Annotated in this window: 29 protein-coding genes, 1 tRNA gene and 1 other RNA gene; 16 read left to right on the forward strand and 15 right to left on the reverse strand. The window is 61.9% G+C overall.

What is annotated here, in order from left to right:
- Positions 1-132: 132 nt before the first annotated feature.
- From AB8A50_RS05660 to AB8A50_RS05675, 4 genes are all read left to right on the forward strand, one after another.
- Positions 133-1,275 (forward strand): acyl-CoA dehydrogenase family protein, encoded by a 1,143-nt coding sequence (locus AB8A50_RS05660; protein WP_439077116.1) that lies wholly within the window; start codon positions 133-135, stop codon positions 1,273-1,275.
- A 25-nt stretch (positions 1,276-1,300) separates the two neighbouring features.
- Positions 1,301-2,395, forward strand: a complete 1,095-nt coding sequence (locus AB8A50_RS05665; RefSeq protein ID WP_439071698.1) for an LLM class flavin-dependent oxidoreductase — start codon at positions 1,301-1,303, stop codon at positions 2,393-2,395.
- Entirely contained in the window at positions 2,392-3,336 is a 945-nt protein-coding gene (locus tag AB8A50_RS05670; protein ID WP_439071699.1) for an ABC transporter substrate-binding protein, read from the forward strand. The genes AB8A50_RS05665 and AB8A50_RS05670 overlap by 4 nt, the downstream gene beginning before the upstream one ends.
- A gap of 238 nt (positions 3,337-3,574) precedes the next feature.
- On the forward strand, positions 3,575-4,615 hold the full coding sequence (locus tag AB8A50_RS05675; protein ID WP_439071700.1) for an aliphatic amidase: 1,041 nt from the start codon (positions 3,575-3,577) through the stop codon (positions 4,613-4,615).
- 163 nt (positions 4,616-4,778) lie between these two features.
- On the opposite strand, the gene AB8A50_RS05680 is transcribed toward AB8A50_RS05675, so the two are convergent.
- From AB8A50_RS05680 to pxpB, 3 genes are read right to left on the reverse strand one after another with little or no spacing between them, the layout of a single operon-like run.
- Positions 4,779-5,549: a LamB/YcsF family protein gene (locus tag AB8A50_RS05680; RefSeq protein WP_439077117.1), complete on the reverse strand. Its 771-nt coding sequence runs from the start codon at positions 5,547-5,549 to the stop codon at positions 4,779-4,781.
- A gap of 31 nt (positions 5,550-5,580) precedes the next feature.
- Positions 5,581-6,627 carry a biotin-dependent carboxyltransferase family protein gene (locus AB8A50_RS05685; RefSeq protein WP_439071701.1) on the reverse strand — a complete coding sequence of 349 codons (1,047 nt, stop codon included), beginning with the start codon at positions 6,625-6,627 and terminating at the stop codon, positions 5,581-5,583.
- Positions 6,624-7,355 (reverse strand): 5-oxoprolinase subunit PxpB, encoded by a 732-nt coding sequence (gene pxpB, locus AB8A50_RS05690; protein ID WP_068731715.1) that lies wholly within the window; start codon positions 7,353-7,355, stop codon positions 6,624-6,626. Before pxpB ends, AB8A50_RS05685 begins: the two co-directional genes overlap by 4 nt.
- A 252-nt stretch (positions 7,356-7,607) precedes the next feature.
- On the opposite strand from pxpB, the gene AB8A50_RS05695 reads away from it, so the two are divergent.
- Positions 7,608-8,306, forward strand: a complete 699-nt coding sequence (locus AB8A50_RS05695) for a ribonuclease activity regulator RraA (protein WP_089264363.1) — start codon at positions 7,608-7,610, stop codon at positions 8,304-8,306.
- Positions 8,307-8,444: 138 nt separating this feature from the next.
- Positions 8,445-8,849 carry a (R)-mandelonitrile lyase gene (locus AB8A50_RS05700; RefSeq protein ID WP_439071702.1) on the forward strand — a complete coding sequence of 135 codons (405 nt, stop codon included), beginning with the start codon at positions 8,445-8,447 and terminating at the stop codon, positions 8,847-8,849.
- A 39-nt stretch (positions 8,850-8,888) separates the two neighbouring features.
- Here the strand turns inward: AB8A50_RS05700 and AB8A50_RS05705 are convergent, their stop codons facing one another.
- Complete coding sequence (locus tag AB8A50_RS05705; RefSeq protein ID WP_439071703.1) at positions 8,889-9,353, reverse strand: Lrp/AsnC family transcriptional regulator; 465 nt, start codon at positions 9,351-9,353, stop codon at positions 8,889-8,891.
- Between the two features lie 156 nt (positions 9,354-9,509).
- On the opposite strand from AB8A50_RS05705, the gene AB8A50_RS05710 reads away from it, so the two are divergent.
- Positions 9,510-10,523 carry a 1-aminocyclopropane-1-carboxylate deaminase gene (locus AB8A50_RS05710; protein WP_439071704.1) on the forward strand — a complete coding sequence of 338 codons (1,014 nt, stop codon included), beginning with the start codon at positions 9,510-9,512 and terminating at the stop codon, positions 10,521-10,523.
- 53 nt (positions 10,524-10,576) lie between these two features.
- Here AB8A50_RS05710 and AB8A50_RS05715 read toward each other — a convergent pair whose 3' ends face one another.
- The 5 genes from AB8A50_RS05715 to AB8A50_RS05735 all read right to left on the reverse strand — a co-directional run bounded on the left by AB8A50_RS05715 (position 10,577) and on the right by AB8A50_RS05735 (position 15,521).
- Positions 10,577-11,371, reverse strand: coding sequence for a transporter substrate-binding domain-containing protein (locus tag AB8A50_RS05715; protein ID WP_439077118.1), 795 nt, complete (start codon positions 11,369-11,371; stop codon positions 10,577-10,579).
- Positions 11,372-11,480: 109 nt separating this feature from the next.
- Positions 11,481-12,239: a DUF2147 domain-containing protein gene (locus tag AB8A50_RS05720; protein ID WP_439077119.1), complete on the reverse strand. Its 759-nt coding sequence runs from the start codon at positions 12,237-12,239 to the stop codon at positions 11,481-11,483.
- Between the two features lie 219 nt (positions 12,240-12,458).
- Positions 12,459-12,944, reverse strand: coding sequence for a hypothetical protein (locus AB8A50_RS05725; protein WP_089264357.1), 486 nt, complete (start codon positions 12,942-12,944; stop codon positions 12,459-12,461).
- 92 nt (positions 12,945-13,036) lie between these two features.
- Positions 13,037-14,461 (reverse strand): amidase, encoded by a 1,425-nt coding sequence (locus AB8A50_RS05730; RefSeq protein WP_439077120.1) that lies wholly within the window; start codon positions 14,459-14,461, stop codon positions 13,037-13,039.
- A gap of 70 nt (positions 14,462-14,531) precedes the next feature.
- Complete coding sequence (locus AB8A50_RS05735; RefSeq protein WP_089264355.1) at positions 14,532-15,521, reverse strand: hydroxyacid dehydrogenase; 990 nt, start codon at positions 15,519-15,521, stop codon at positions 14,532-14,534.
- Positions 15,522-15,724: 203 nt separating this feature from the next.
- On the opposite strand from AB8A50_RS05735, the gene AB8A50_RS05740 reads away from it, so the two are divergent.
- The 4 genes from AB8A50_RS05740 (at position 15,725) to AB8A50_RS05755 (ending at position 17,545) form a co-directional block, all read left to right on the forward strand.
- Positions 15,725-16,405 (forward strand): Spy/CpxP family protein refolding chaperone, encoded by a 681-nt coding sequence (locus tag AB8A50_RS05740; RefSeq protein WP_439079923.1) that lies wholly within the window; start codon positions 15,725-15,727, stop codon positions 16,403-16,405.
- Positions 16,406-16,470: 65 nt separating this feature from the next.
- The gene (locus AB8A50_RS05745; RefSeq protein WP_089264703.1) at positions 16,471-16,692 is read left to right on the forward strand and encodes a hypothetical protein; all 222 of its coding nucleotides are present in this window, start codon (positions 16,471-16,473) and stop codon (positions 16,690-16,692) included.
- Between the two features lie 83 nt (positions 16,693-16,775).
- The gene (locus AB8A50_RS05750; RefSeq protein ID WP_439077121.1) at positions 16,776-17,033 is read left to right on the forward strand and encodes a hypothetical protein; all 258 of its coding nucleotides are present in this window, start codon (positions 16,776-16,778) and stop codon (positions 17,031-17,033) included.
- 203 nt (positions 17,034-17,236) lie between these two features.
- Positions 17,237-17,545, forward strand: a complete 309-nt coding sequence (locus AB8A50_RS05755) for a DUF930 domain-containing protein (RefSeq protein ID WP_093759105.1) — start codon at positions 17,237-17,239, stop codon at positions 17,543-17,545.
- A gap of 42 nt (positions 17,546-17,587) precedes the next feature.
- Here the strand turns inward: AB8A50_RS05755 and AB8A50_RS05760 are convergent, their stop codons facing one another.
- On the reverse strand, positions 17,588-18,463 hold the full coding sequence (locus tag AB8A50_RS05760; RefSeq protein ID WP_439077122.1) for a LysR family transcriptional regulator: 876 nt from the start codon (positions 18,461-18,463) through the stop codon (positions 17,588-17,590).
- Positions 18,464-18,750: 287 nt separating this feature from the next.
- Here AB8A50_RS05760 and AB8A50_RS05765 point away from each other — a divergent pair, with 287 nt between their 5' ends.
- Positions 18,751-18,981, forward strand: coding sequence for a hypothetical protein (locus tag AB8A50_RS05765; RefSeq protein ID WP_120289761.1), 231 nt, complete (start codon positions 18,751-18,753; stop codon positions 18,979-18,981).
- Between the two features lie 8 nt (positions 18,982-18,989).
- Here the strand turns inward: AB8A50_RS05765 and AB8A50_RS05770 are convergent, their stop codons facing one another.
- A complete protein-coding gene (locus AB8A50_RS05770; RefSeq protein ID WP_089264349.1) occupies positions 18,990-19,178 on the reverse strand; it encodes a hypothetical protein in 189 nt (62 codons plus the stop codon).
- Between the two features lie 201 nt (positions 19,179-19,379).
- Between AB8A50_RS05770 and AB8A50_RS05775 the strand changes: the two genes are divergently transcribed.
- Entirely contained in the window at positions 19,380-19,604 is a 225-nt protein-coding gene (locus AB8A50_RS05775; RefSeq protein ID WP_068731744.1) for a hypothetical protein, read from the forward strand.
- 70 nt (positions 19,605-19,674) lie between these two features.
- On the opposite strand, the gene AB8A50_RS05780 is transcribed toward AB8A50_RS05775, so the two are convergent.
- Both AB8A50_RS05780 and AB8A50_RS05785 read right to left on the reverse strand, forming a co-directional pair.
- Positions 19,675-20,478, reverse strand: coding sequence for an outer membrane protein (locus AB8A50_RS05780; protein WP_439077123.1), 804 nt, complete (start codon positions 20,476-20,478; stop codon positions 19,675-19,677).
- A gap of 167 nt (positions 20,479-20,645) precedes the next feature.
- A complete protein-coding gene (locus AB8A50_RS05785; RefSeq protein WP_068731748.1) occupies positions 20,646-20,900 on the reverse strand; it encodes a hypothetical protein in 255 nt (84 codons plus the stop codon).
- A 691-nt stretch (positions 20,901-21,591) separates the two neighbouring features.
- On the opposite strand from AB8A50_RS05785, the gene AB8A50_RS05790 reads away from it, so the two are divergent.
- Positions 21,592-22,182, forward strand: coding sequence for a hypothetical protein (locus AB8A50_RS05790; protein ID WP_439077124.1), 591 nt, complete (start codon positions 21,592-21,594; stop codon positions 22,180-22,182).
- Between the two features lie 284 nt (positions 22,183-22,466).
- Here the strand turns inward: AB8A50_RS05790 and AB8A50_RS05795 are convergent.
- Positions 22,467-22,556, reverse strand: a tRNA-Ser gene (locus AB8A50_RS05795).
- A 167-nt stretch (positions 22,557-22,723) separates the two neighbouring features.
- Here AB8A50_RS05795 and AB8A50_RS05800 point away from each other — a divergent pair.
- Together AB8A50_RS05800 and ssrA are read left to right on the forward strand one after the other, a co-directional pair.
- A complete protein-coding gene (locus tag AB8A50_RS05800; protein ID WP_439077125.1) occupies positions 22,724-23,086 on the forward strand; it encodes a hypothetical protein in 363 nt (120 codons plus the stop codon).
- Between the two features lie 38 nt (positions 23,087-23,124).
- Positions 23,125-23,477: a transfer-messenger RNA gene (gene ssrA / locus AB8A50_RS05805) on the forward strand.
- Positions 23,478-23,558: 81 nt separating this feature from the next.
- Here the strand turns inward: ssrA and AB8A50_RS05810 are convergent.
- A complete protein-coding gene (locus AB8A50_RS05810; protein WP_439077126.1) occupies positions 23,559-23,798 on the reverse strand; it encodes a hypothetical protein in 240 nt (79 codons plus the stop codon).
- Positions 23,799-24,108: the final 310 nt, after the last annotated feature.

The following is a 24,108-nucleotide window of genomic DNA, read 5'->3' on the forward strand; positions in this document are numbered from 1 at the left end:
TGCGGTCATCGGGGAGAATTTTCACCTGCGGGTCTGAGGCCCATCAGTCCCGCTGTCGTTATTTCCGGGTACCGCTTGTAACGCCTGCCGAACGGCATTCTCTAGGGTTAGAGAAGCCGAAAGCAGCACGATATGGACGCAGTTCCCAGCATTATCGACAGAGTTAATTTGCTCGTTCCGGGCTTTGCGGAACGTGCGCCATCCCATGATCGCGCGGCAAGTTTTCCATTCGAGAATTTTCAGGAACTGTCCGAGGCGGCCCTTCTGGCGCTGCCGGTACCAAAGGTCCTGGGCGGCGCGGGCGTCGGGGTGCGCGAGGCTGCGCGCGTCGTGAACACGGTTGGCAAGGCCGATGCCGCGACTGCGCTTGTATTGGCGATGCACTATATCCACCATTTGGTCATCACGCGGAATGGCAACTGGCCCGCGCATCTGGCGCAGCGCGTGTCGCGCGACGCCGTGAATGGTCTGGCGCTGATCAACGCATTGCGCGTCGAGCCCGATCAGGGATCGCCATCGCGGGGCGGTCTGCCTCAAACCACAGCGAAGCGCACGGCCGAAGGCTGGCGCATGACCGGCCGCAAGATCTATTCGACCGGTGCGCCGATCCTCAAATGGTACACTGTATGGGCCAAGACGGACGAGCCCGACGTACGGGTCGGCGTCTTTCTGGTGCCGGCGGGTCTGCCGGGCACCGAGATCGTCGAGACCTGGGATCATCTCGGTCTGCGCGCCAGCGGCAGCCACGACGTCGTGTTCGACGACGTGCTCATTCCGCTCGACAACGAGGTGGATCTGCGCCGTCCCAGCGAGTGGGGCGCGCCGGATGTGTCGCAGGCGACCATCCAGGCCGTGCTCGTCGGGGCCGTCTATGACGGCGTTGCGCGGGCGGCGCGTGACTGGCTGATCGACTTTCTCAAGACCCGCACGCCGTCGAGCCTCGGCGCACCGCTCGCGACGCTGCCGCGGGCGCAGGAGATCGTGGGCGGCATCGAGGCGAAGCTCGCGGTTAATGCGCGGCTGCTCGATACGTTTGCACGCGACATCGATGAGGGTGTCGCACTGACGTCGGTCGAGGCGAATATCCTCAAACTCACGGTTACCAATAATGCCGTGGCTGTCGTCGAGGACGCGCTGTCGCTGACCAGCAATCACGGACTGACCCGTGCCAATCCGCTGGAGCGGCATTATCGCGACGTGCTGTGTGGCCGCGTGCACACGCCGCAGGACGACAGCACCAAGATTTCCGCCGGACGCATCGCGCTCGGCATCTGAACAACAGCAGGAAGTGGAGAGACCCATGTCCGTCGAATTTATCGGCTTCATCACCAATAATGACGCATCCGAAACCCGCGTCCGCTCCGGTCCGATCCTCGATCCCGCCTATATCGAGACCGTCGCGAAGGCGCATGAGCTCGCCGGCTTCGACCGCGCGCTACTCGCCTTCCATTCGACCACGCCGGACGGCCTGCAGGTCGCCCAGCATGCGCTCGGCGTCACCGAGAAGCTGAAGATGATGATCGCGCAGCGTCCGGGTTTCACCGCGCCGACGGTGCTGGCGCGCCAGCTCGCCACCATCGAGAATTTCCACCATGGCCGCGTCTCGCTGCATGTCATCACCGGCGGCAATGCCAAGGAGCTGCGGCAGGACGGCAATACGCTTGACGACAAAGACGAGCGTTATGCACGCACCGGCGAGTGGCTCGACATCATCAAGCAGGAATGGACGAGCGAGAAACCATTCGACTATGCCGGCAAGTATTATCAGGTCGAGGGCGGCTTTTCACAGGTGAAGCCGACCGTGCCGATCCATGTCTTCGTCGGCGGCGCGTCAGATGCGGCCATCGACGTGTCGGGCAAACATGCCGATACGTTCGCGCTGTGGGGTGAATCCTATGCGCAGGTGCGCGACGTCACCGGCCGCGTGCGGGCCGCTGCTGCCAAGTATGGTCGTCCGGCGCCGCGTTTCAGCCTGTCGGTGCGTCCGATCATCGCCGACACCGAGGAGAAAGCCTGGGCCAAGGCCGACGACATTCTCGCCCGCGCCACCGCGCTGCAGGACAAGACCGGCTATCGCAAGCCGGCCGATGGCCATGCCACTGCCGGCGCCAAGCGCCTGCTGGCTCTGGCCGAGCAGGGCACCCGCATTGACAAGCGGCTGTGGACCGAGATGGCGGCGCTCACCGGCGCCAACAGCAACACCACCGCGCTGGTCGGCACGCCCGAGCAGGTCGCCGAAGTGTTCGCCGACTATTACGATCTCGGCGTCAGCCATTTCCTGATCCGCGGCTTCGATCCCCTGATCGACGCCATCGATTACGGCCGCGAACTGATCCCGCGCACCCGTGAGCTGATTGCGGCGCGTGACGCCGCCAAGGGAGTTGTCGCAGCATGAAACGGCTTGTTCTCGCCGCCGGTCTGATCCTCGCGGCGTTTGCCACTTCCGCCCACGCCGAGACCACGCTGATCGTTGGCGACCAGAAGGGCAATGCGCGCGCCGTGATGGAAGCATCCGGCGTGCTGAAGGACGTGCCTTACAAGATCGAGTGGAAGGAGTTCGCCGCGGCAGCGCCGCTGCTGGAAGCGCTCGGTGCCGGCGCACTCGATAGCGGGCTGGTCGGCGATGCGCCCTTCACCTTTGGCGCAGCGGCCAATGTGCCGGTCAAGGCAATCGGTGCGATCCGGCAGACCGGCGACGGCCTCGCCGTGCTGGTGCCGAAGGACTCGACGATCAAGAGCTTCGACGATTTGAAGGGCAAGAAGATCGCCACCGGCCGCGGCTCGATCGGGCATCAGCTCATTCTCGCCGCGCTGGAACAAAAGGGCTGGACGGCGAGCGATGTGCAGATCGTGTTCCTCGCTCCATCGGACGCCAAGGTCGCTTATACCCGAGGCTCAGTCGATGCGTGGTCGACCTGGGAGCCTTATGTGAGTCAGGAAGAGGTGCTGTTCCAGTCGCGCGTCCTGCTCAATGCCGAGGGCCTGACATCGGGGCTGAGCTTTGTCGTGGCGACGCCGAATGCTATCCGCGACAAGCATGCCGAGCTCGAGGACTATCTCCGCCGCCTCACCGCGGCCCGCGCCTGGGCGCTGAAGAACGCGGACGCCTATGCGCAGACCTGGGGCAAGCTGATGAACGTGGCGCCGTCGGTGCCGCTGAACTGGCTGACACGCGCAAAAATCCGCATCGCACCGATCGACGATGGCGTCGCCGCGGATGAGCAGAAGACCATCGATCTCTATTTGCGCAGCGGACTGATCAAACAGAAGCTCGATGCCAATGCGATCGTGGATCGATCGTTCAACGATGCGATCGGGAAGGGTGCGGGCCTGTAGACTCTCCAGACCCGGCAATTGCTACTTAAACTTTGTCATGCCCGGGCTTGTCCCGGGCATCCACGTCTGTGCCGCAAGCAGTAAAGGCGTGGATGGCCGGGACAAGCCCGGCCATGACGGTGTTTGCATCGAGGACGTCTCGCTGTCGCCAGAGCCACAACCCGCACATCCGTAAATCCACGTATTCCCGGTCTCCCTCCGTCGGCCCACCATCGCCCGGCAACGGAGACCAGCGCAGATGCATCACGGCGATATTTCATCCAGCAAGGACGCGGTCGGCGTCGCCGTCGTGAATTACAAGATGCCGCGGCTTCACACGAAGGCCGAGGTGCTGGCCAATGCGCAGAAGATCGCCGACATGATCGTCGGCATGAAGACCGGTCTGCCCGGCATGGATCTGGTGGTGTTCCCGGAATATTCGACCCAGGGCATCATGTACGACTCCAAGGAAATGTACGAGACCGCCTCGATCGTACCCGGCGAGGAAACCGAGATTTTCGCGGAGGCCTGCCGCAAGGCCAAGGTCTGGGGCGTGTTCTCGCTGACCGGCGAACGCCATGAGCAGCATCCGCACAAGGCGCCGTACAACACGCTGATCCTGATGAACGATCAGGGCGAGATCGTTCAGAAATATCGCAAGATCATGCCATGGGTGCCCATCGAAGGCTGGTATCCCGGCAATTGCACTTATGTCTCCGAGGGGCCGAAGGGCTTGAAGATTTCGCTGATCATCTGCGACGACGGCAACTATCCCGAGATCTGGCGCGACTGCGCCATGAAGGGCGCCGAACTGATCGTGCGTTGCCAGGGCTACATGTATCCCGCCAAGGACCAGCAGGTGCTGATGGCTAAGGCGATGGCCTGGGCCAACAATACCTATGTTGCCGTTGCCAATGCCTCAGGCTTCGACGGCGTCTATTCGTATTTCGGCCATTCGGCGATCATCGGTTTCGATGGCCGCACGCTCGGCGAATGCGGCGAGGAAGATTACGGCATTCAATATGCGGCGCTGTCGAAGTCACTGATCCGCGACGCGCGCCGTACCGGGCAATCGGAGAACCATCTCTTCAAGCTCTTGCATCGCGGCTACACCGGCACGATCAATTCCGGCGAAAGCAACAAGGGCGTCGCGGCGTGTCCGTTCGATTTCTACGCGAACTGGGTCAACAATCCCGACAAGGCGCGGGAGAATGTCGAGGCCTTCACGCGGCCGACGGTCGGTGTCGAGGAATGCCCGATCGAGGGACTGCCACATGAGGGGATGTTGAACGATCGGTAGCCCCAATCTCGTCATTCCGGGGCGGCCGCGCACCTTGCGCGGGCGAACCCGGAATCCCGATATGTTCATCGGCTCGACGTAGCGTGCGGCCGAGAGGCGGTCTCATCTCGAGATTCCGGGTTCGCGTGCGAAGTCGCACGCGCCCCGGAATGACGATGGAGTTCTAAAGCGCCGTCTTGAACGGCGCCACATCGATCCCCGCCGCCTTCAGCCCATCTCGCACGTGCCGTCCCAGCTCCACCGCACCAGGCGTGTCGCCGTGAATGCACACCGTGTCCATCTTCATCTTGATCACCTTGCCAGTGATCGAGATGACCTCGCCGGTCTGTGCCATCTTCACCACACGATCAGCAACCATCACCGGATCATGCAGCACCGCACCGGGCTTCTTGCGCGAGACGAGATTGCCGTTGTCCTCATAGGCGCGGTCGGCGAACACTTCATGTGCCAGAGGGAGTCCGGCGGCTTCGCCCGCGGTCACGAGCTTGGAATTCGCCTGCACCACAAAGGTCAGGTTACGGTCGACCGCCTTGATGCCGGCGGCGATGGCGCGGGCGGTCATGTCGTCCTCGCAGGCGACGTTGGAGATCGCGCCGTGAGCTTTCACATGGGTGACCTTGTAGCCTTCCATAGCGGCGATCGCCTGCAAGGCGCCAATCTGGTACGCGATCAGGTTCTCGATCTCGAGTGCGGTGAGACCGACGATAGGCCGGCGGCCGAAACCGTGTAGGTCGCGATAGCCGGGATGCGCGCCGATCTTGACGTTGCGCGCCTTGGCGAGCTGCACCGTCTTGCGCATCACATCGGCATCGCCGGCATGATAGCCGCAGGCGATGTTCACGGAGGACGCGAGGTCGATCATCGCGGCGTCGTTGCCCATCTCCCACATGCCGAAGCTTTCGCCGAGGTCGCAGTTCAGATCGATGGTCGCCATGGTCGTGCTCTTTCGTGAGTAGGATTCGGAATCAGTCTTGCGCGTCTGCCGTCTGCGGTGCCTGCCACGTGTTGTCATCGGTTGCACTGACGGCGACACCAGCGACATTGGACGACAGCAGCGCCTTGATGTCCAACATCAGGATGTTGGAATCATGGACACGGCCGGGCAGGCTCTGCAGCAGTTCGGCGAAGGCGCGGTATTCCGCCTGCGCCTCGGCCATGGTGATGGCTTTAAAGCGGAAAGCGCGGCCCGGCTGGGTCTGGCCGAACCGGCCGAGATCCGTCGAGATCACGGTCGCGATTTTCGGATAGCCGCCTGACGTGCCTCGGTCGGGCATCAGCACGATGGGCTGGCCGTTGCCGGGGACCTGGATGCTGCCATTGACTGTGCCGTCGGAAACGATGTTGTGCCCGTGCAGATGTTTGATGACGGGGCCTTCAAGGCGATAGCCCATGCGATCGCTGGTCGCGGAGATCTTCCACTCGCTGCTGAGGAACAGGTCCTTGGCGTCACCGAATTCGTCATCTTGCGGTCCAAGCACCACGCGGATCGGACCTTCGGCCGGCGCAGGCAAATCGATGCGCTTCTCGTTGGCGCTGCTCGCAGCCGCCACCAGCAATTCGTCACCGGCTTGCAGCGGGCGCGGATAGGGACTGCCGAGACCGGCGCGGGCATTCACGGCGAGACTGCCGAACATCGGCTCGCCGCGTACGCCGCCTTCGATGGCGAGATAGCCGAAGGTGCCGGCGCGGGCGACGCCGAGATTGAGGCTCTCGCCATCAGCCAGCGTGACGGATGCATTGACGTTGAAGGGGGTGCCCGCGATATCGGCCGGCCGTGTCGCGCCGGTCAGCGACACACGCACGGCGCCGCCTTTGGCGGTGAAGACTGAATTGAGCGGGCCGAGTTCAATGGTGGCGGCGAACAGCGTGTTGCCGAGCAGGGCATTGGCGGCGGCCATCGCCAGTCGATCGACGGCGCCCGATGGCACCAGGCCATAGCGCTGTGCGCCGAACCGGCCGACATCCTGCACTGAGGAGCCGGGGCTCACGGAAGTAACGATGAGCTTGCTCATGACGCGATCAGCTCCGCGACGAATGCGCCGGCCTCGGCCGCGCGGTCCTGCTCGGCAAATGTCTTCTCGTCGACGGCGGCGAAGGTGATGGCGTCGCCGGGTTCAAGCAGGAAGATGGGATCGCGGCCGAGCTGATAGGTGCGCACGGCGGTCCGTCCGAGCAGATGCCAGCCGCTGGGGCCGGCAAGACATTGCACGCCGGTCTGGATGCCGCCGATGGAAATCGTGCCTGGCGGCGTCAGCAGTCGGGGATTCTGCCGGCGCGACATCTGCATCGAACTCGGCAGCCCGCTGAGATAGGACCAGCCCGGCGTGAAGCCGATCATCGCCACCTTGTAGTCGCCGCCCACATGGCGTGCGACCACCTCGTCCGGCGTGATGTTGAGCGCCTTCGCGACGTCTTCGAGATCGATGCCGTTTTCGCCGCCATAGGCGACCGGGATGCGCCAACGTCGTGCCGCCTTGGCTTCGGGCAGCGGCTGCAGCGCCAATTCGGTCAGTTTCTCGCCCAGCGCATCGAAGCCAATCTGCAAGGGATCGTAATGCACCAGCAGGGAGCGATAGGTCGGCACGGTTTCGGTGACGGCAGCAAGGCCGGCCGACGCGACGAGTTTGTCGAGCGCCAGCACCCGGCGGTTGGCTTCCTCGTCGATGGTGCGGCTGAATTCGACGGTGATGGCAGCATCGCCACTGGGGAGGATGCGGGGCGGGGAGAGAGCTGCGACCATGGCCTCACAACGTCAGTATTGGACGACCATGCATAGCGCGTTTTACCAGCGAGTGGAATTCGCAATCTAAAAATAGCCGTGTATCTTCAATAAATTAATACGCATGTTGGCGATAAGCCGTACTGATCGCAGAGGTTTCATCACATTGCATGGCGCTTTGAGACGGCAGCCCTTGACGCGCTGGCATTCCACCGCAAGATGCGCCGCCGTAAGTCCAACGTCCTGCACCCTCTGACCTGAAGAGCCCTGCGTATGTCCCTGACACCCGAAGCCATTGCCACCCTGTCGAAGGTCACCACCGCGACCATCACCACCGTTCTCCTGAAGAAGGGCCTGCGCAATGTCTGGCTGCGCGGCGCCAAGCCGCTGCGCCCCGGTCAGCCCCGTCTCGTCGGTCCGGCCTTTACGCTGCGTTTTGTGCCGGCGCGCGAGGATCTTGCGACCCCGGAATCGTGGTCGTCGCCGATCTCGACCCGCACCGCCATCGAAGCCATGCCGGAAGGCTGCATCGCCGTGGTCGACGCCATGGGCATCACCGACGCCGGCATCTTCGGCGACATCCTCTGCGCCCGCATGCAGAAGCGCGGCGTCGCTGCGCTGATCACCGACGGCGTGGTGCGTGACATCGAAGGCGTGCTCGGCACCAATCTGCCGGTCTGGTGCGACGGCTATGCCGCTCCGCCGTCAGTTGCCGGCCTGACCTTTGTCGGCTGGGGTGAACCGATCGGCTGCGGCGGCGTTGCCATCTTCCCGGACGACGTCATCGTCGCCGACCAGGACGGCGCTGTCGTGATCCCGAAGGCCTTCCTCGATCTCATCCTCGCCGAAGGCGCCGAGCAGGAGCGCATGGAAGCCTGGATCGTCAACGAGGTGAATAACGGCGCCACGCTACCCGGCCTGTATCCGATGAATGCCGAGACCAAGGCGCGCTACGCCGCGTCGAAGAAGTAATCAACCAACTCGATACCCTCATCCTGAGGAACGGCCGCTTGGCCGCGTCTCGAAGGGCGAGGGAGTGTTCATCCCTCATGGTTCGAGACGGCGCCGCGCGCCTCCTCACCATGAGGGCCAGAGATTGGAGACCGTGCCATGAAGCTTTTCCCCGCAGGTTCGCGCCCGACCAAAAGGGCGCCAGAGGAATACTTCACAGGCACGGTCTGGCAGGATCCGGTCATTGTCGCCGAAGCGCCGGCGCGGCTGGTGACCTTCCGCGTCAGCTTTGAGCCCGGCGCACGCACCGCCTGGCACACGCATCCGTTCGGGCAGACGCTCTATGTCATCGACGGCGTCGGGCGCTTTCAGACCGAAGGCCAGCCAGTCGTCGAGATCAAGCCGGGCGACACCGTCTGGATTCCACCGGGCGAGAAACACTGGCACGGCGCGGCGCCGACCACTGGCATGACCCATATCGCCATGCAGGAAGCGCTCGACGGCAAGACCGCGGATTGGATGGAAAAGGTCAGCGACGAACAATATGCGAAGCCGGTCGGCTAGGACGGCCAGGCATTGCCGGGTACGAGGACGACGCTGGGTTCAAAAGTCTAGCGGCGCATTGTCCACCACCTCTTTCATAACGAAAAAGGTTCGGGTCTGACGGACGCCGGGCAGCGCGATGAGCTGCGTGCCGTGGATACGATTGAAATCGGCCATGTCGCCGACGCGGATTTTTAGGAAATAGTCGAAGTCGCCGGCGACCAGGTGGCAATCGAGAACGAATCTCAGTTTGGCCACCGCCTTTTCAAATACTGCAAAGCTTTCCGGCGTCGAGCGATCGAGCACGACACCGACCATGACCAGCGCGCCGCGGTTGACCTTCTCGGGCGCAATGATGGCGCGCGTATTCCGGATATAGCCCTCGTCAAACAGCTGCTGCGTGCGGCGATGACAGGTGGCGGGACTGACATTCACCTTGGCCGCCAGATCAGCATTGCTCAAACGCCCGTCTTTCTGCAGCAAATGCAGCATGCGAAGTCCGATTTTATCCAGATTTTCTGCCATGAAAGAATCTTCCGAATTTTTGGAATTTAATGCATCTTACTTCCAGTTTAGATGGATATGGTACGATATATTGCAGAGCACAGCCATATCTTTGAAAGCACCTTCCGCGCCGAAAATGCTAGCTGTACCGCCAGTTTTCACGACAACAGGTGTCACATGCTCGAAGGCTTCGAACGCTATCCGCTCACCTTTGGACCCACCTATATCGAGAAGCTGGAGAAGCTCTCGGCCCATCTCGGCGGTAAGGTCGAACTCTACGCCAAGCGCGAGGACTGCAATTCCGGGCTGGCCTATGGCGGCAACAAGCTGCGCAAGCTCGAATACATCATCCCCGATGCCATCGCGTCGAACGCCGATACGCTGGTATCGATCGGCGGCGTACAGTCCAATCATACACGCATGGTCGCGGCCGTTGCGGCCAAGATCGGCATGAAGTGCCGGCTGGTGCAGGAGAGCTGGGTGCCGCATGAGGACGCCGTCTACGACCGTGTCGGCAATATCATGCTCAGCCGGATCATGGGCGCGGATGTGCAGCTCGTCGACGAAGGCTTTGACATTGGCATCCGCCATAGCTGGGAAGAGGCGATCGAGGATGTGAAGGCAAAGGGCGGCAAACCCTACGCCATTCCGGCCGGTGCCTCCGTGCACAAATTCGGTGGGCTCGGCTATGTCGGCTTTGCCGAAGAAGTCCGGGCGCAGGAGAAGGAACTCGGCTTCGCGTTCGACTACATTGTCGTCTGCACTGTGACCGGCTCGACCCATGCCGGCATGCTGGTGGGCTTCGCGAAGGACGACCGCCAGCGCAGGGTGATCGGCATCGACGCCTCTTTCACGCCGGCCCAGACCAAGGCGCAGGTACTTGAGATCGCGCAGAACACCGCCAAGCTGGTCAAATTAGGCAAAGACCTCGTCGCGGATGATGTGGTGCTGATCGAGGACTACGCCTATCCTGTCTATGGCGTGCCATCGGAAGAGACCAAGGACGCCATCCGTCTCTGCGCGCGCCTCGAGGGCATGATCACGGACCCTGTCTATGAAGGGAAATCGATGCAGGGGATGATCGATCTCGTGCAGAAGGGTTACTTCCCTGAAGGATCCAAGGTGCTCTATGCACATCTCGGCGGCGCGCCGGCGCTGAATGGATATGGCTACGCGTTCCGTAATGGATAGTGCCGTCACATCGCGTGCGCCGGCTTAGTGTCCGGCGCACCGATTGCCACCGGTCACTCGAACCAGCGGTTGACGGTCGCACGGAAGCTGCCGTCTTCCTGCATGATGTGCAGCCACTGATCGACGAAGGCCTTCAACGCCACATCGCGCTGGAGCCAATAGGCCTTCTCGGCAAAATCGAACGGCGTGTCCGGGTGCACAGCGCAGAGCACGCCGCGATGCAGCTTCTGCTGATAGCGGGTCTCTGACGCATCGGTCATCATCAGGTCGGCACGGCCCTGTGCGATCTCGTCGAAGATGCGGGTATTGTCGTTGAAGACGGTGATCTCGGCCGATTTGATATGCGCCCGTGCAAAGCGCTCATTGGTGCCGCCCGGATTCACGATCACCTTGATACCTGGCCGATCGATCTCCGCGAGCGTGCCGAATTTCCCTGCATCGGCGCAGCGCGCTATCGGCGTCTTGCCCTCGCGCATGATGGGTATCGAGAACACGGCCTTCTTCTGCCGGTCGAGGGTGATCGACACGCCGCCCATCACCACATCGAACTGGTCTGCCGCAAAGTCTGCTGACAGTTTTGGCCAGCTGGTCTTCACATAGTCGACCTTGACGCCGAGTGCCTTTCCGAGCGCCTCCGCCATCTCCACGTCGAATCCCTTGAACGATGTCGTGACAGGATCGAACGCGCTGAACGGCATGTAATCGCCGGTCAATCCAACACGCAGCGTCCCCCGGGCGATGATATCGTCGAGGCGGGACGGTGAGGGCGCAGCAACTGGCGTCTGTGCATGCAAGGGCGCGGCAAGCAGCAGGCAGGCCGCAAGCCAGGCGGCGGTGATCCGGATCATGACGTCTCCCCCGTTTGTATCGCGAAGCGCACCGTTCAGGGGCGCACCGCGTTACGATCAGCTTACAGGGGATGTTGGACCTTTCAATCGATGAGCGCGTCTGCTGGGATCAATTCACCCGCGTCCAGGTCTGGCCGCCGCAGAACATGCCACCGAAGGCACAGCCCTGGACGCGCAGCGTGTCACTGCCCTTCAGAGCGATGGTCGATTCGTAGGTGCTGCCGCTGTTCGGATCGAAGATCTTTCCCGCCCATTTGTTGTTGCCGGGCTTCATGTTGATCAGCACCTTCTCCCCATTGGCCTCGGTCTTGGCATTCATCGAATAGCCGCACAGATTGGCGCCGCATTGTTCGATGCGAACCTTGCCCTCCTTCTTCTCGGTCATCCAGATGCCGAGCGGCGTTGCCGCGGCGGCAGGCGTAACCGGTGCGGGCGCACCCTGCTTGTCGACTGGATCGGTGGGCGTTGCGTTGGCGATGACCGTAGAGGGTGCAGATTTCTCGGCAGGCGCGGGAGCCGGGGCAGGCTGCGGGGCCACCGCGACGGATGGCGTGACAGGTGTCGCCGGAGTTGCCGCCTCCTTTGGGGCGACGACGGGCTTCTGCGTCTCCACAGGCTTGGCCGTCTGTTCGGATCGCGGATTGTTGGGGGCCTGCTCGCGCGTCTCGCGGTCACGCTCGCGCTTGCTGCGCTTGGTGCCATATTCGTAGACGCCGGGAATGGAAACCGAGATGCAGTCCGTCGAATTGCAGTCGCTTGGCGCTTCGATGGTAATGGTGCGACCGCCGATGTCGAACGAGTAGCTGTCGCCGGCCTGAGCGGCGGTGCTGGCCAGCAGGATAGCGGCGAGGGCGAAGAGCGGCTTCATGTGTCCTCCAAAGCGGTTGAAATCCCGCCCCTGAACCGAGCCGCGGATGCGCCGGAACACTGTGATCCGCGTCACTCAGGGGGAATTGCAATTGCTTTGGTGTGTGGCGCCGACTGAAGAAGTGGTTCAATCATGCGCCGGATATATGCCGTTTCAGGCAGCCTGACAGGCCCAAACGCCGCCGCTGGACGGCGGCGGCGTCTTGAAGCCTGGCTTTCGTCAGTAGTCGCTGTAACGCGAGGCGCTGCTGCCCACGGTCATCTGGCTCTTCAGCGTCTCGAAACGATCGCGGGCGGCGCGCTCGCGCCCGTCGATGAAATCGATGATTTCGTCACGCGGCATCGGGCCTGACGAAATCGGCCGCGAACTGCCGATAGTTTCATCGACGAAATACTGGCCGTCGTCGTCGCGGCGTGCGGTCCAGCGAAAGCGGATGGCATCGAGCGGACCCGGACCGAGACGGGAGTAGCCATCGACCTCGAGGGCCTCGGGAGCCGTGGAGGGTGACTCGTGTTCGACGAGCGGCGCTTCGGGCTCGGCGGCGACCATGACGGATACAGTCTCGGTGACCACGGTTTCAGTGACGACGGTAATCGAAGCGGGCTCGGTGTCGCTGTGTTCGGCCACCTGCGATTCCGCTTCCTTGCGGTCGAGAATGCTCGCAATGGCCGCGAGGGCGTGATCGGTCGGATCGTTCTGGGTCATTGAAATGCGCCTCCCCGCAATTACGCAACGTCCACATACCGCCGATAATCTAATCGGCTGTGGTTTCATTTTGGTAATCGCTGTGGCTGTTTTTAGGCAGAGATCGGCGGACGCCTGTCTTTCCAGGGCCGGATCTGCTCGAGTTGCCCGGCCAGACGGAACAACATGGCCTCGTCGCCGAAATGCGCCGTGAACATCATACCGATCGGCAGGCCTTTGCTGCTCCAGGCCAGGGGCACCGACATGGACGGCTGGCCGGTCATATTGGCCATGCTGGTGCCTGGCATGTAGCGGCGCAGCAAAGGCGCGACATGGCTGAGATCGTCCGACATCGTATCGATCTCACCGATCCTGATCGGCGGCGTGCACAGCGTCGGGGACAGGAAGATATCGCAGCCCACAAAGAATTCGGTGACGCTGCGGGAGATCTGGAATGCGCTCTGCAGTGCTGTCACGTAATCGACTGCGCTTGCCTTGCGGGCATTGTGCGCACTGCCGAGTGTGAGTTTCTCGAAATCATCCGAGGTCATCGGGCGGCCGAACTTCTTCTCCGCGAACTGCACGGTCACCGCTGTATTGGCCGACACGATCGCCGCAATCACTTGCGCAGGATCCAGCGGCAACACCGGCGCGCGTTCTTCGACATGATGCCCCTGTGCTTCGAGCAACCTGGCGACATCGCGGACGGCAGCGGCGACTTCGGGATCGATCGCATCGCCATAGGGCGACTTGTCGGTGAAGAAGATGCGCAGCCTGCCGGGACCACGACTGATTTCATCGAGGAAGGGACGTTCCGGTGCGGGCGCCATATAGGGGCTGGTCGGTTCAGGCCCGTGAACAGCATCGAGCATCGCGGCGCTGTCGCGTACGCTGATGCTGACGACGTGGCCGCAGGAAAAGCCGCCCCAGCCTTCGGCCTTGTCAGGACCCGTCGGATTGCGAGCGCGGGTCGGCTTCAGACCGAACACGCCGCAGGCCGAGGCTGGAATACGGATCGAACCGCCGCCATCGCTGGCATGGGCGACCGGCAGGATCCGTGCAGCCACGGCAGCGGCTGCGCCCCCGGATGAGCCGCCCGATGCATGATTGGTATTCCAGGGATTGCGCGTCGGTCCATGCAGCCGGCATTCCGTCGTCGGCATCAGCCCGAATTCGGGGCTCGCACTCTTGCCGAATATCGTCAGGCCAGCCTTGAGGAAGCGCTGGGCGAGGGTGCCGGTGTGATCGGCGACGAAGTCCTTGTAGACACTCGCCCCGAAGGTCGTGCGCGTGCCGTCGAGGAGTTCGAGATCTTTCAGCAGGAATGGCACGCCGATGAACGGCCCGTCGGGCAACCCCTCGTCGATCTGGCGCTGTGCATAGTCTTCATGGCGCACAACGACAGCGTTGATCCGGGGATTGACGCGCTCGGTGCGCGCCACCGCCTCATCGAGCAGTTCGCGCGGGCTGACCTGCTTGCTGCGCACCAGCCCGGCAAGGCCGAGCGCATCGTGATCGCCATATTCCTTGAATGCCATCGCGGGGTACTCTGGTGAGGACTGCGGCAGTGCTAGCGCGGATCAATCATCCGCGCTAGCTATCGCCGGTTCAGCCGAACACGTCCGCGTTGACGGCATTTTGCTTGATCGGCTCGCCGTCGAGCACGCTCAGCATGTTGCGCGCGGTCTGCGCGCCCATGCGGTCGAGTGCCTCGCGGGTCACGCCGGCGACATGCGGCGCGATGATCACATTCGGCAGTTCGAACAGCGCGTGACCGAGCGGCGGCGGTTCCGCCTCGAACACGTCGAGGCCAGCGCCGGCGAGCTTGCCCGAGACCAGCGCGTCATGCAGCGCGGCTTCGACGATGATGCCGCCACGCGCGGTGTTGATGAGATAGGCCGACGGCTTCATGCGGGCGATCCGCGCAGCGTTGAACAGGCCGGTCGTCTCCGGAGTCTTCGGGCAATGCAGGCTGACAAAGTCGGCGCGGGGCAAAGCCGCGTCGAGATCGCTGACAGGCTCGCAGCCGGCAGCCTTGATTGTATCGGCCGAGACATAGGGGTCATAGACCAGCACGTTCATTTCCATCGCCTGGCAGCGCTTGGCGGTGCGGGTGCCGATGCGGCCGAAGCCGACCACCAGCACGGTCTTGCCGAACAGGTCGAATGGCAGCGCTCCGAAACGCGACGCCCATTTGCCTTCCTTGACCATGGCGTGCAGTTCGACTGCGCGCTTGGCGAGCGTCAGCATCATGAACAGCGCCTGTTCCGCAACCGAGGGCGAGTTGGCGGTGCCAGCGATCATCAGCGGCACCTTGCGCTTGGACAGCGCCGGCACATCGACGGCGTCGTAGCCGACGCCGATGCGCGCCACCACCTTCATGTCCTTGCAGGCTTCGAGTTCGGACTCGCCGAACCGCGTGGCGCCGAGCGCGGTGCCGTGCACCGGTGCGTGTTGCTCAATCAGCTTGATGTAGTCGGCAGCGGAAATCAGATTGCTGAACTTGACCACTTCGATGTCATCGCGTGCATTGAACAGGTCCATTCCCTGGGTCGACATCGACTCGGTGATCAGAAGTTTCTTCTTGTTGGTCGCCATTTCCACCCCTTGAAGCATTCTACGTTGTTGCGCACGTGCCAATGGCCGCGCGGGCGTTATCTAACAGGCTTGGCTCGATGAGGTCTACCATTGGCGGAGACGTGGCGTGTGGACTTGGCCGTGTTGAAGCCACTATGGTTGCTGGTGATCACAAGTGATTTGCTGCGCCGCGAAATTGCGGTGAGGAGACGATGATGACCAGAATGAATTTGCCCAAGCGCACGCATCGACCACTGCGCCATGTGCTGTGCGTCGCCGCCGTTCTGCTGCTCGGAAATTCCGCAGCGGTCCATGCGCAGGGGCTGGTGCAGGGCGTGCAGCAGGGTGCAAGAGACGGCAATCGTGCGGCCGGGCCGATTGGCGGTGTTTTGGGTGGTGCGATCGGCGGCGTCGTGGGCGTTGTCGGCGGCGTGCTGGGCGTGCCCTCGAACAATGTTCGCGGTCCCGTGGGCGGGCAGTCGAGCGCCAAACAAACCAAGGCCGCCAAGAAGGGCAAGAAGGGCGCTCAACCCACGGCGGAGCCGGAACTCACCGCCGAGCAGATCGTCGCGAATAGTGACGCCAACACTAGCCGTATCAAGATGTCGCTCAACCTGACGCCGGAGCAGGAAAAGAACTGGGCCGGTTTTAGCAACGCCATGCATACGCTCGGTAATAACGGCGCGGAGCGTCTGAAACTGCGTATTGCCCGCGCCAAGCGCGATCCGCCGGATGACATCATCGAGCAGATGCGCAACGAGGCTCAGTTCCTCAACGACCGGGCCGTCGATCAGCGCGCCGTTGCCGATGCCGCGGAGCCGCTATTCGCTACGCTGGATGACAAGCAGAAGGCGCTGTTCATTCAGGAGATGGTTGGCCTCAGCCGCGAGCGCGGTCTCGACTAATCGCCGCAGAGAGGAACCTCTTGGCCACGGGGACGTTTTTCCTTCTTCAGATGAAGGAGACGATCATGGCCGAGAAATTCGATCCCGCACCCCACGACAAATACGCTGTTGGCGTGAAGGAGGCAGCGCGTGCTGATCGCAAAACGTCTGAGGAACTCAAGACCGGCCTGAAGGACAGTTTCCCGGCTTCGGATCCTGTGAGTGTGACGCAGCCTGACCGGTCGAAACACGATAACGACGACGGCTCATCGCTCTGGAACAAGATCACGGGCGTCTTCAAATCCTGACGGAGTGTGCGCTGTTGTAATAATTAGTTAACCACGTGCGCTGCACAATCACATCGGGCTTTGACTGATGATGGAGGCTGGCGTTGGCGACCGTGTTCTCTGACAGTGATCTTGAAGCAGCCGATATCCCTGCGGCTTCACGGCGGGGCGATATCTTCACCATCCACGCGACGCGCAATGATCAGAGCATGGTGACGCACCGGATCATTCGGGACGTCGCCGTCGCTCAGGCCCGGACGCTCAACGATGCGGGGTGGCGGGTCAGTATCTCCGGTCTCGGTGGCCGCCGGTTCTCGCCCTCGGAATTTCACCAGTTGCTGACATTCAAACGGATCGGCTGACGATCCCGAATTTGAAACCCCGCCGGTAACACGAGCGGGGTTTTTTGCACGTGCGAACATGATAGGTTCGCGCCGAAGAATCCTCCTAATTCACATAAGGTAATTGGCCTAAGTCGATGAGAAAAATGGCATTCGCGATCTTGGCTCTTGCCTGCATCGCTGCGCAGTCTCCCCTACATGCAGCGTCGTCCCGGACCGATCAGATGCTCAAACTGTCGCCGGAAACCCGTCTGGAGCAGCGTTGCGATGCGCGTGCGATGGGCTCCGTGGGCCGCGAGCACAAGGGATACAAGCCGGACGAGTTCGTGGCCTACGCGTTTGCCGATCCGGTCATTCGAGGCAACCAGATCAAAGCGCCGGGCGGTGCCATCCGCAGCGGGGGCAAGTGGTACAAGCTGTCCTACGTCTGCGAGACCACTCCTGACGGGCTCGACGTCAAATCCTTTGCCTATCAGCTTGGCACCGAGGTGCCGCGTAGCGAATGGGACGAACACTATCTCGTGCCACGCTGACTGCCGATAGGGATTACGGCCGGGCTCACGATCATGGCTGAGCTACAGGTTCAACATGGCCGGCGATTTGAAAAAGCGTGACGAGATCGCGTTGAGCAATTCCGTGCTCTGCATTGTTTCCAGGTTCGAACGCGCGCACAGCAACGCTTTGACGGGCGGCAGGTGTGGCAGATAATATTCCTGCGCCCAGACAAGTGCAGGCGGGATCATCCGCTTCGGAATCGCGGTGAAGCCGATGCCGCTTTCAACAGCTGCCAGCTTGGCGTGATAATCGGGACTGTTGAATACGATCTTGTAGGACAGGCCGTGGCGCGTCAGCGTCCGGATCATCAGATCGTCGCCCGGCCAGGTCAGAATCGGGATCGGTGCGCCCGGACTGAGGACGAAGTCCTTCGCGCGCACCCAGACGAATTCCTCGTCTGCCTCGTTGACGATCAGGTGCGAGATTTCGCTGCTCATCTCCGGATTTTCGAGGATGTAGGCAATGTCGATATAGCCGTCGATCAGGCCTTTGGTGATGCCCACCGAGTTGTCAGTGTGAATGACCAGATCGGCCAGGCTTTGGGAGGTCTGATGGCTGAAGAAATCCTGCACGAACAGTGTGCTCAATCCAAACCGGATAGGCTGCGGAAGATTGGCCACGCCGCCAATCCGTAACATCTGGTCGTTGGCTTCCAGAATCCGTCTGGCCTGATGCAGCACCAGCTTGCCGAGCTGGGTAGCCGTCGTGCCGTTGACCGTTTTGGTGAAGAGGTTGCCTCCCACCATGGTCTGAATGCGCTTGATCTGGGAACTGACAGCGGGCTGGCTCAGGCCCAGTCGTTCGGCGGCCTTGGTCAGGCTTCCGGTTTCCGCGATCGCCACCACAGTGCGAACGATCTCGATGGGGATATTGAGCGGCTGATATCGCTTGTGCATTGCGACATTCCAGGGTCGTCGAGCAGATCGATCCATCAACATCTATAGTTGTGTGATGATGAACCGCAATCAAAGAATTTAGATATACTCTAAACTGCGTGAAAAGACGTATCACGTGGAACTCGCAATCTGGATAATCCTGCCGGAACAAGGTAGCTCAATACGGCGGTGATTCCTTAAGGGCGCAGAGCTTCTTTTAAGCAATTACAGGTTGTCTGTTTCGGTGCTCGGCATGCGTGAAAACGCTATAGTCTGGGCAGGCTGTCATCGGTTTTCGGAGACTGCAGATGTCCGGCACCCGCAGAGTTCATCTGAACGATAACATTCGCACCGAACATCTGAAATGTTCGGGCTGCAGGACCCAAGTTTATCTGATCAAGATCGAGACGGACGAAGAGGGCGGTGAAATTCGCACCTTTGGCTGTCCACATTGTGCCACGTCGAAATCGCTGCGTTTGGCGCCGCGCCGGCAACACCTCAAGCCCGCTGAACTCGTTGCGGACCAGGTCGTCTGCTGATCGAACGACTACAGTCGATCGACGCGCAAAAAGAATGCCCAGATGATGGACAGGACGGCGGCGATGACAAGCCATGACGGGTTCATGCAGAATATGTCGCCATAGCGGCACACCTGCATCGCCCATCCGCTGTTGTTGATACTCGCTGCGTAAAAGACACCGGCAGCGACCGTCAGAATGCTCGCGATCATGAACATGGGACGCTCCAATAATATTGGCGCCACACTGTTCTGCATTCTTGAAGCAGCCGTGAATCGAATCGACGAAAGTCGGGGGCTTTGCGCATTTTTGATACGTGCACTCCAGCCCGATACCGTCGCGGATCCGCTTGAGGCTTTGTTAACCGCGAGTCGCCCAGAGTTCCCGATGGGGACATTGCGACGTTGGGGAGGCCCGATTTGGCCAAATACGAAACGACGAAATACGCGCAGATGCGCCGTTGCCGGATGGCGCATCTCCATGGCGAGTTGATCGACGAGCGATTCAGCGACGATGCCGACAGCGTTTTCGTCAACGGCTATGTTCACGCCGTTCGTCCGGATCTGACCTGCTGGCCACTGCGCTGGACGATCACTGTGGAGCCGTATCCGGTCGAAAGCCGCGTCTTAGCGATGACCGGCTGACCGGTGCATGCATCTCCAAACAAAAGGCCCTCGCTAGCGAGGGCCTTTTGTTTGGAGATCTTTGCAGCGATCAGTAGCGCGCGACCGACGGGCCGCCGAAATGATAGTTCAGTCCGCCGCGTACCGTATTGGTCTTCAGGTCGATATCGTGGGCAATGATACCGGTTGCAGCGCCTGGTCCGGTGAAGGTCGGAGCCGAGACCGATTGCTTGCCGAAATCGGTATGGAGATATTCGACCTTCGCCGACCAGTTTTTGGTGAACGCGTGTTCGATACCGGCGCCGATGGTCCAACCTGCCACGGTCTTTGACAGTGACGCGGTTTCGTTCTGGCCGGTCGTGTCGGTGAGCGACGACGCAAAATTCAACTCGGTGAGCGCGAGGCCGCCGGTTGCGTAGAAAAGCGTACGATCGACCGTGTAACCAACGCGCGGGCGCAGCGTGACCAGCCAATCACTCGTTACGGAATTTGTGGTGGTGAACGAACCGCCGGCCGGGAAAGGCGCAGTGAAACCGCGCGACTGCTTCAGGCCGAAATAGTTCGCGTCGGCCTCGACGCCAAACAACCAGCGGTCCACCTGATGATTATAGCCGACCTGACCGCCACCGGTGAAGCCATCGGGATTGAGCCGCGGCGAGGCAGCCGCAATTGCCTGCTGGTTTGCGATCGGCGCGGTGCCATTGACGAACGCGTTGGAGACGTTGCTCTGGCCCCAGGAACCGCCGGCGTTGCCGCCGACATACCAGCCGCCCCAGCTATAGCCTGCTTCGGTCGTCGCGGGCGTCTTGGTCCAGACGCGCGGCTGCAGGTCGGCAGCAGCGGCATTCACCGCGCCCGACGCTGCGATGATCGCGGCCAGCCAAAGGGTTCGCATCCAGGACCTTCCATCGCTCTGAAGATATTGAGCGAATTCGACACAAGCTTTAGCTGGAAACGCTGACCTTGGCTGTCACCGGGGGGCAACAGAAGCAGAACAATACCTGAGTACGGCAGCAAAAAGCCCGGCCGTTGGGCGGCCGGGCTTTCCGTAACGTGATGCGATCAGTAGGCGCAGACGTTGACGGTCCGGACGCGCGGCCCGCGGCGGGTTTCCACCACGCGGCGCTGCAGGCAGCCGTCGGTCAGGCCGCCGACATAGAAGGTGGGCCCGCCATAGAAGGCGTGGTGACCGTAGCCACCCCATCCACCGTGCCAGCCACCGACATGCCAGCTATGGGCCGATGCAGCGCTGGGGGCGAGGGCGGCTGCACCGAGCGAGGCTGCAGCGATCAGTCCGAGGGTTACTTTGCGAAACATAGATCTTCTCCATTGGGTGGGCGCGCGAGCGCTTTGCTGTGTCCCTGCCCATCAGTCGCTGCCCTCGTCGGGCGCGTTCAAAGCGGTTCTGGAGAATCGTGTTTCAGTCTTGTTTCGTCGGAGACAGCTGTCATCGAAGCCGTGTCTCTCGATCAGGGCAGCGCAGTGGCTGCAGGCGCACCGACTAGCTGAGTTGCGAGATGGCTGAGCGGCCGTGTCGCGAAATCGTCGCGCGCTTAGAAGCGGGCGCGGTAACCGTCATAGGCGTGAGCAGCCAGAATGCCGGCGCTGAGAAATCCGAAGAGTGCAGTGACGGTCTCAATCATCGTGGTGGTCCTTATTCCCCCGCGAACTACAGACGGCACGGGGGGCCGCACAGTCAAAGAGATTCGCTGTCCGCTTTTCATTCGGAGCTGTAGTGATGCGTCGTTGCAACATTTTACGCGGTTGCGAGGAGCGATCGCGGCGCAACGGCGATGACAATGCGGCGCCGGCGAGGCGACGCCAGCCCGGCGCAGGGTTAACGGGCGCTGAAGGCGTATCAGCGCGGGCATGATGAGGCGACATGGGGGATGACCGAGTCGCAGCAGTTCACCTCAGTGGATTTTTTGCTTACATACGCTTCAAGGAATCGCGCCGGTTGTCTCGCTCCCCGAGCCGCAGGATCGGACGTCGCAAGTGAGGATCTCCAGTGGCCGATACGTTCAATAACGAGATCAATGTCGGACCGCCCCCTGTGCCGCTGCGCAAGCGCAGGTCGTTCGGCCCGTTCGGAGTTGTCGTCGTGCTGTTGATCCTCGCTGGCGGCGGTGGATATCTCTGGCTGAACTACCACGACGCACTGACCGACATGGCACAGGCAGTGACAGGAAGCACTGGTCCCAGAGATAGCGCCCCGGTATTGGCGAGCGCGGCGGAGGGCAGCGTCAGCGCGACTGATTTCGCGGCGTTCCAGCAGCAGACCGGAAGCTCGATCCAGGCTGCTACCGAACTGCTGACGGCGCAGCAGACAGAGTTGAAGCGCCTGTCCGATCAGATCCAGGGCCTCACGACCCAGGTCGTCGGACTAACCGCCAAGATCGATACGCTGCAGGGCAGGGGCGTTCTCGCCCCGCCGGCTCCAGCCGCTGCGGCGCCGGCGCCCATGGCCGCAGCTCCGGCAGCGCCAGTGGCCGCGCGCCCGGCACTCACGGCGCCGCGCAAGCGACCCGCTGATCGTCCCGCCGGTGCCATCTCGGTCGGCGGCGCTCCGCTCCCGGCAGCAACACAGCCGCCGCGGTAATCCCTCAGGCGGCCTAACGCGTCTGGGGCTGTCGTGTTTTTTTGGGCGGCCTGTGGCGGCTGAGATCGGGCGGCCCGCCGATGACCTTGGTCTTCACGAATTCGCATTTCGGGCAGGTGAAGGTGCACTTGTCGCCGCCGCCGGGATTCGGCTCGCTTCGCAGCAACGCCATCCGCGCCCGGCACATCGCGCAGCGCGGCGGCTTGAGAGCGCCGAGTGTTTCAGCGGGCGTCGTTGGCTCGGATTGATCGATCATGTCGTCCGACAGAGGATGATGCGGCAAATGGCGGAAAGGGTGGGATTCGAACCCACGGTACCCTTGCAGGCACGGCGGTTTTCAAGACCGCTGCCTTAAACCACTCGGCCACCTTTCCGTCGTGGGACAGCGCTTAGCAAAGCGGCCTGCCGAGGGAAAGAGAGGATTGCGCCGGGGCGGCTGTCCGGGGCTGAAATCATGGGCACGGGGATTCCCTTGGGCCGGTCGGTGCCGGGCGCCGGGCGTGCTAAGCAAAGCCTGACGATTCTGAGGACGGAGACCATCATGGCAAACCCGACACCGCGCGCCGACGCCTTGCGTGCGATGCGCGAGGCCAAATTCGAAGCAGCGCAGCGGCTGATCAAGGAGGCCGGCAAGGCCGCCGCGCCTGCGGAGAGCAAGCCTGCGCCTGCGGCGAAGAAGGTGGCTGCCGCGAAGCCTGCCGGGGAGCCGGCTGTCGAGGTTCTGGCGGTCGAGACGCAGGGTTCAGGGCCTCAGGCTGTGGAAGCGCCGCCGGTCGAAGCGCCGGTTGCCGAAGCCAAATCTGCAAAGATCAAGGCACCTAAAGAAAAGCCGATCAAGGCAGAGGCGGCCAAGGGCGCCGCCAAAAAGACCGCCACCAAAAAGAGTTCCGCCAAGAAGGACTAGCGGCCAGCGGCATTCCGCCCGGAAAGCAGGGGGGACCGAGCCTAGATTTCGCCTGAGATCGCGCCTATATCTGGTTCGTCGCAAGACGATGGCGCTGAACCTCTCAATGGACTGCGGGCAGACCCGGGGGCAGTACCCGGCGCCTCCACCTCAGCAGCTCGCGATCTCATCCAGGTGAGGTCGATTTCGCCGGACGGTGAAATGCACGGGCTGCTCAGGCGGGGGCGAAACAGGATCGATGGCCGCGAAGAAGTTGTGAATTGTGCTCGGCATGATACCGCCGTTATCGGGTCAAAACCTAAATGCAAACGATAACGTTCGCATGAACGAAGTGCGCCTCGCGGCGTAACCGTTCGGGGTAGGTCCACCTTGCAACAGAACGGCCATGGCCGCGTCAACCTTCGGGTTGGCGCGGCTTTTAATTTGCCGAGTGCTTCCAGTTTGCGGTGTCGGAGAATGCGCTTCCGTGCGCTCAGTGCCTGGTCTTGCCGGCCTGCAGGAACGGCTGCCGCGCATTTTCGTGCTTCTGATAGAGTTCGAGCCAGCGCCGGTCTTCGGCATGGGCCCATTGTTCGAGCGAGATCCCAGGCGGGCGGCCGTGACCGATGGTGCCGTCAAGGCGGGTGAATTCCGCAGTCTCGTCCACGGTCAGCCCGATCAGCACCCGGATGCCCTGGTCATTCAACTCATAGCTGTCGTCATCGTCGATCATGCCGGCAATTGAGCAAGGCTGCAGGTGCGGTCAATGCAATTACCGGTTTAACCTAACCAATCAACCTTACCGGCAGCATGTGCGTCTGATCGTCGGTAGGCATCCATCGTCACGATGCGATGGTGCCCCGCTTTGCTGCCAGCTCACTCCGCGTCATTACGAAGCGCCGCGCGCCGAGGCTATGCTTGCCGTGGACGCACAAATTATAGCCGAAGCCACGACGCAATTTTAACAGAATGCATGCTCACATTCAGTGTCGTTCGGTCGATGCAATGGAGCAGGCAATGGCACGCAATTTCGGCGTTCCCCG

It is taken from the genome of Tardiphaga sp. 841_E9_N1_2 (assembly GCF_051811065.1).
GTDB classification, from domain to species: Bacteria; Pseudomonadota; Alphaproteobacteria; order Rhizobiales; family Xanthobacteraceae; genus Tardiphaga; species Tardiphaga robiniae.

Bases quoted from the DNA above. Each gene is read 5' to 3' on its own strand.
- AB8A50_RS05780 (WP_439077123.1), bottom strand. From the start codon at position 20,478: ATGCGAACCCTTTGGCTGGCCGCGATCATCGCAGCGTCGGGCGCGGTG.
- AB8A50_RS05755 (WP_093759105.1), top strand. From the start codon at position 17,237: ATGCTCAAACTGTCGCCGGAAACCCGTCTGGAGCAGCGTTGCGATGCG.
- AB8A50_RS05745 (WP_089264703.1), top strand. From the start codon at position 16,471: ATGGCCGAGAAATTCGATCCCGCACCCCACGACAAATACGCTGTTGGC.
- pxpB (WP_068731715.1), bottom strand. From the start codon at position 7,355: ATGGTCGCAGCTCTCTCCCCGCCCCGCATCCTCCCCAGTGGCGATGCT.
- AB8A50_RS05720 (WP_439077119.1), bottom strand. From the start codon at position 12,239: ATGAAGCCGCTCTTCGCCCTCGCCGCTATCCTGCTGGCCAGCACCGCC.
- AB8A50_RS05715 (WP_439077118.1), bottom strand. From the start codon at position 11,371: ATGATCCGGATCACCGCCGCCTGGCTTGCGGCCTGCCTGCTGCTTGCC.
- AB8A50_RS05665 (WP_439071698.1), top strand. From the start codon at position 1,301: ATGTCCGTCGAATTTATCGGCTTCATCACCAATAATGACGCATCCGAA.
- AB8A50_RS05735 (WP_089264355.1), bottom strand. From the start codon at position 15,521: ATGGCGACCAACAAGAAGAAACTTCTGATCACCGAGTCGATGTCGACC.
- AB8A50_RS05800 (WP_439077125.1), top strand. From the start codon at position 22,724: ATGGCAAACCCGACACCGCGCGCCGACGCCTTGCGTGCGATGCGCGAG.
- AB8A50_RS05670 (WP_439071699.1), top strand. From the start codon at position 2,392: ATGAAACGGCTTGTTCTCGCCGCCGGTCTGATCCTCGCGGCGTTTGCC.
- AB8A50_RS05660 (WP_439077116.1), top strand. From the start codon at position 133: ATGGACGCAGTTCCCAGCATTATCGACAGAGTTAATTTGCTCGTTCCG.
- AB8A50_RS05725 (WP_089264357.1), bottom strand. From the start codon at position 12,944: ATGACCCAGAACGATCCGACCGATCACGCCCTCGCGGCCATTGCGAGC.
- AB8A50_RS05810 (WP_439077126.1), bottom strand. From the start codon at position 23,798: ATGATCGACGATGACGACAGCTATGAGTTGAATGACCAGGGCATCCGG.
- AB8A50_RS05765 (WP_120289761.1), top strand. From the start codon at position 18,751: ATGTCCGGCACCCGCAGAGTTCATCTGAACGATAACATTCGCACCGAA.
- AB8A50_RS05695 (WP_089264363.1), top strand. From the start codon at position 7,608: ATGTCCCTGACACCCGAAGCCATTGCCACCCTGTCGAAGGTCACCACC.
- AB8A50_RS05770 (WP_089264349.1), bottom strand. From the start codon at position 19,178: ATGTTCATGATCGCGAGCATTCTGACGGTCGCTGCCGGTGTCTTTTAC.
- AB8A50_RS05705 (WP_439071703.1), bottom strand. From the start codon at position 9,353: ATGGCAGAAAATCTGGATAAAATCGGACTTCGCATGCTGCATTTGCTG.
- AB8A50_RS05680 (WP_439077117.1), bottom strand. From the start codon at position 5,549: ATGGCGACCATCGATCTGAACTGCGACCTCGGCGAAAGCTTCGGCATG.
- AB8A50_RS05675 (WP_439071700.1), top strand. From the start codon at position 3,575: ATGCATCACGGCGATATTTCATCCAGCAAGGACGCGGTCGGCGTCGCC.
- AB8A50_RS05740 (WP_439079923.1), top strand. From the start codon at position 15,725: ATGAATTTGCCCAAGCGCACGCATCGACCACTGCGCCATGTGCTGTGC.
- AB8A50_RS05685 (WP_439071701.1), bottom strand. From the start codon at position 6,627: ATGAGCAAGCTCATCGTTACTTCCGTGAGCCCCGGCTCCTCAGTGCAG.
- AB8A50_RS05710 (WP_439071704.1), top strand. From the start codon at position 9,510: ATGCTCGAAGGCTTCGAACGCTATCCGCTCACCTTTGGACCCACCTAT.
- AB8A50_RS05730 (WP_439077120.1), bottom strand. From the start codon at position 14,461: ATGGCATTCAAGGAATATGGCGATCACGATGCGCTCGGCCTTGCCGGG.
- AB8A50_RS05785 (WP_068731748.1), bottom strand. From the start codon at position 20,900: ATGTTTCGCAAAGTAACCCTCGGACTGATCGCTGCAGCCTCGCTCGGT.
- AB8A50_RS05700 (WP_439071702.1), top strand. From the start codon at position 8,445: ATGAAGCTTTTCCCCGCAGGTTCGCGCCCGACCAAAAGGGCGCCAGAG.
- AB8A50_RS05760 (WP_439077122.1), bottom strand. From the start codon at position 18,463: ATGCACAAGCGATATCAGCCGCTCAATATCCCCATCGAGATCGTTCGC.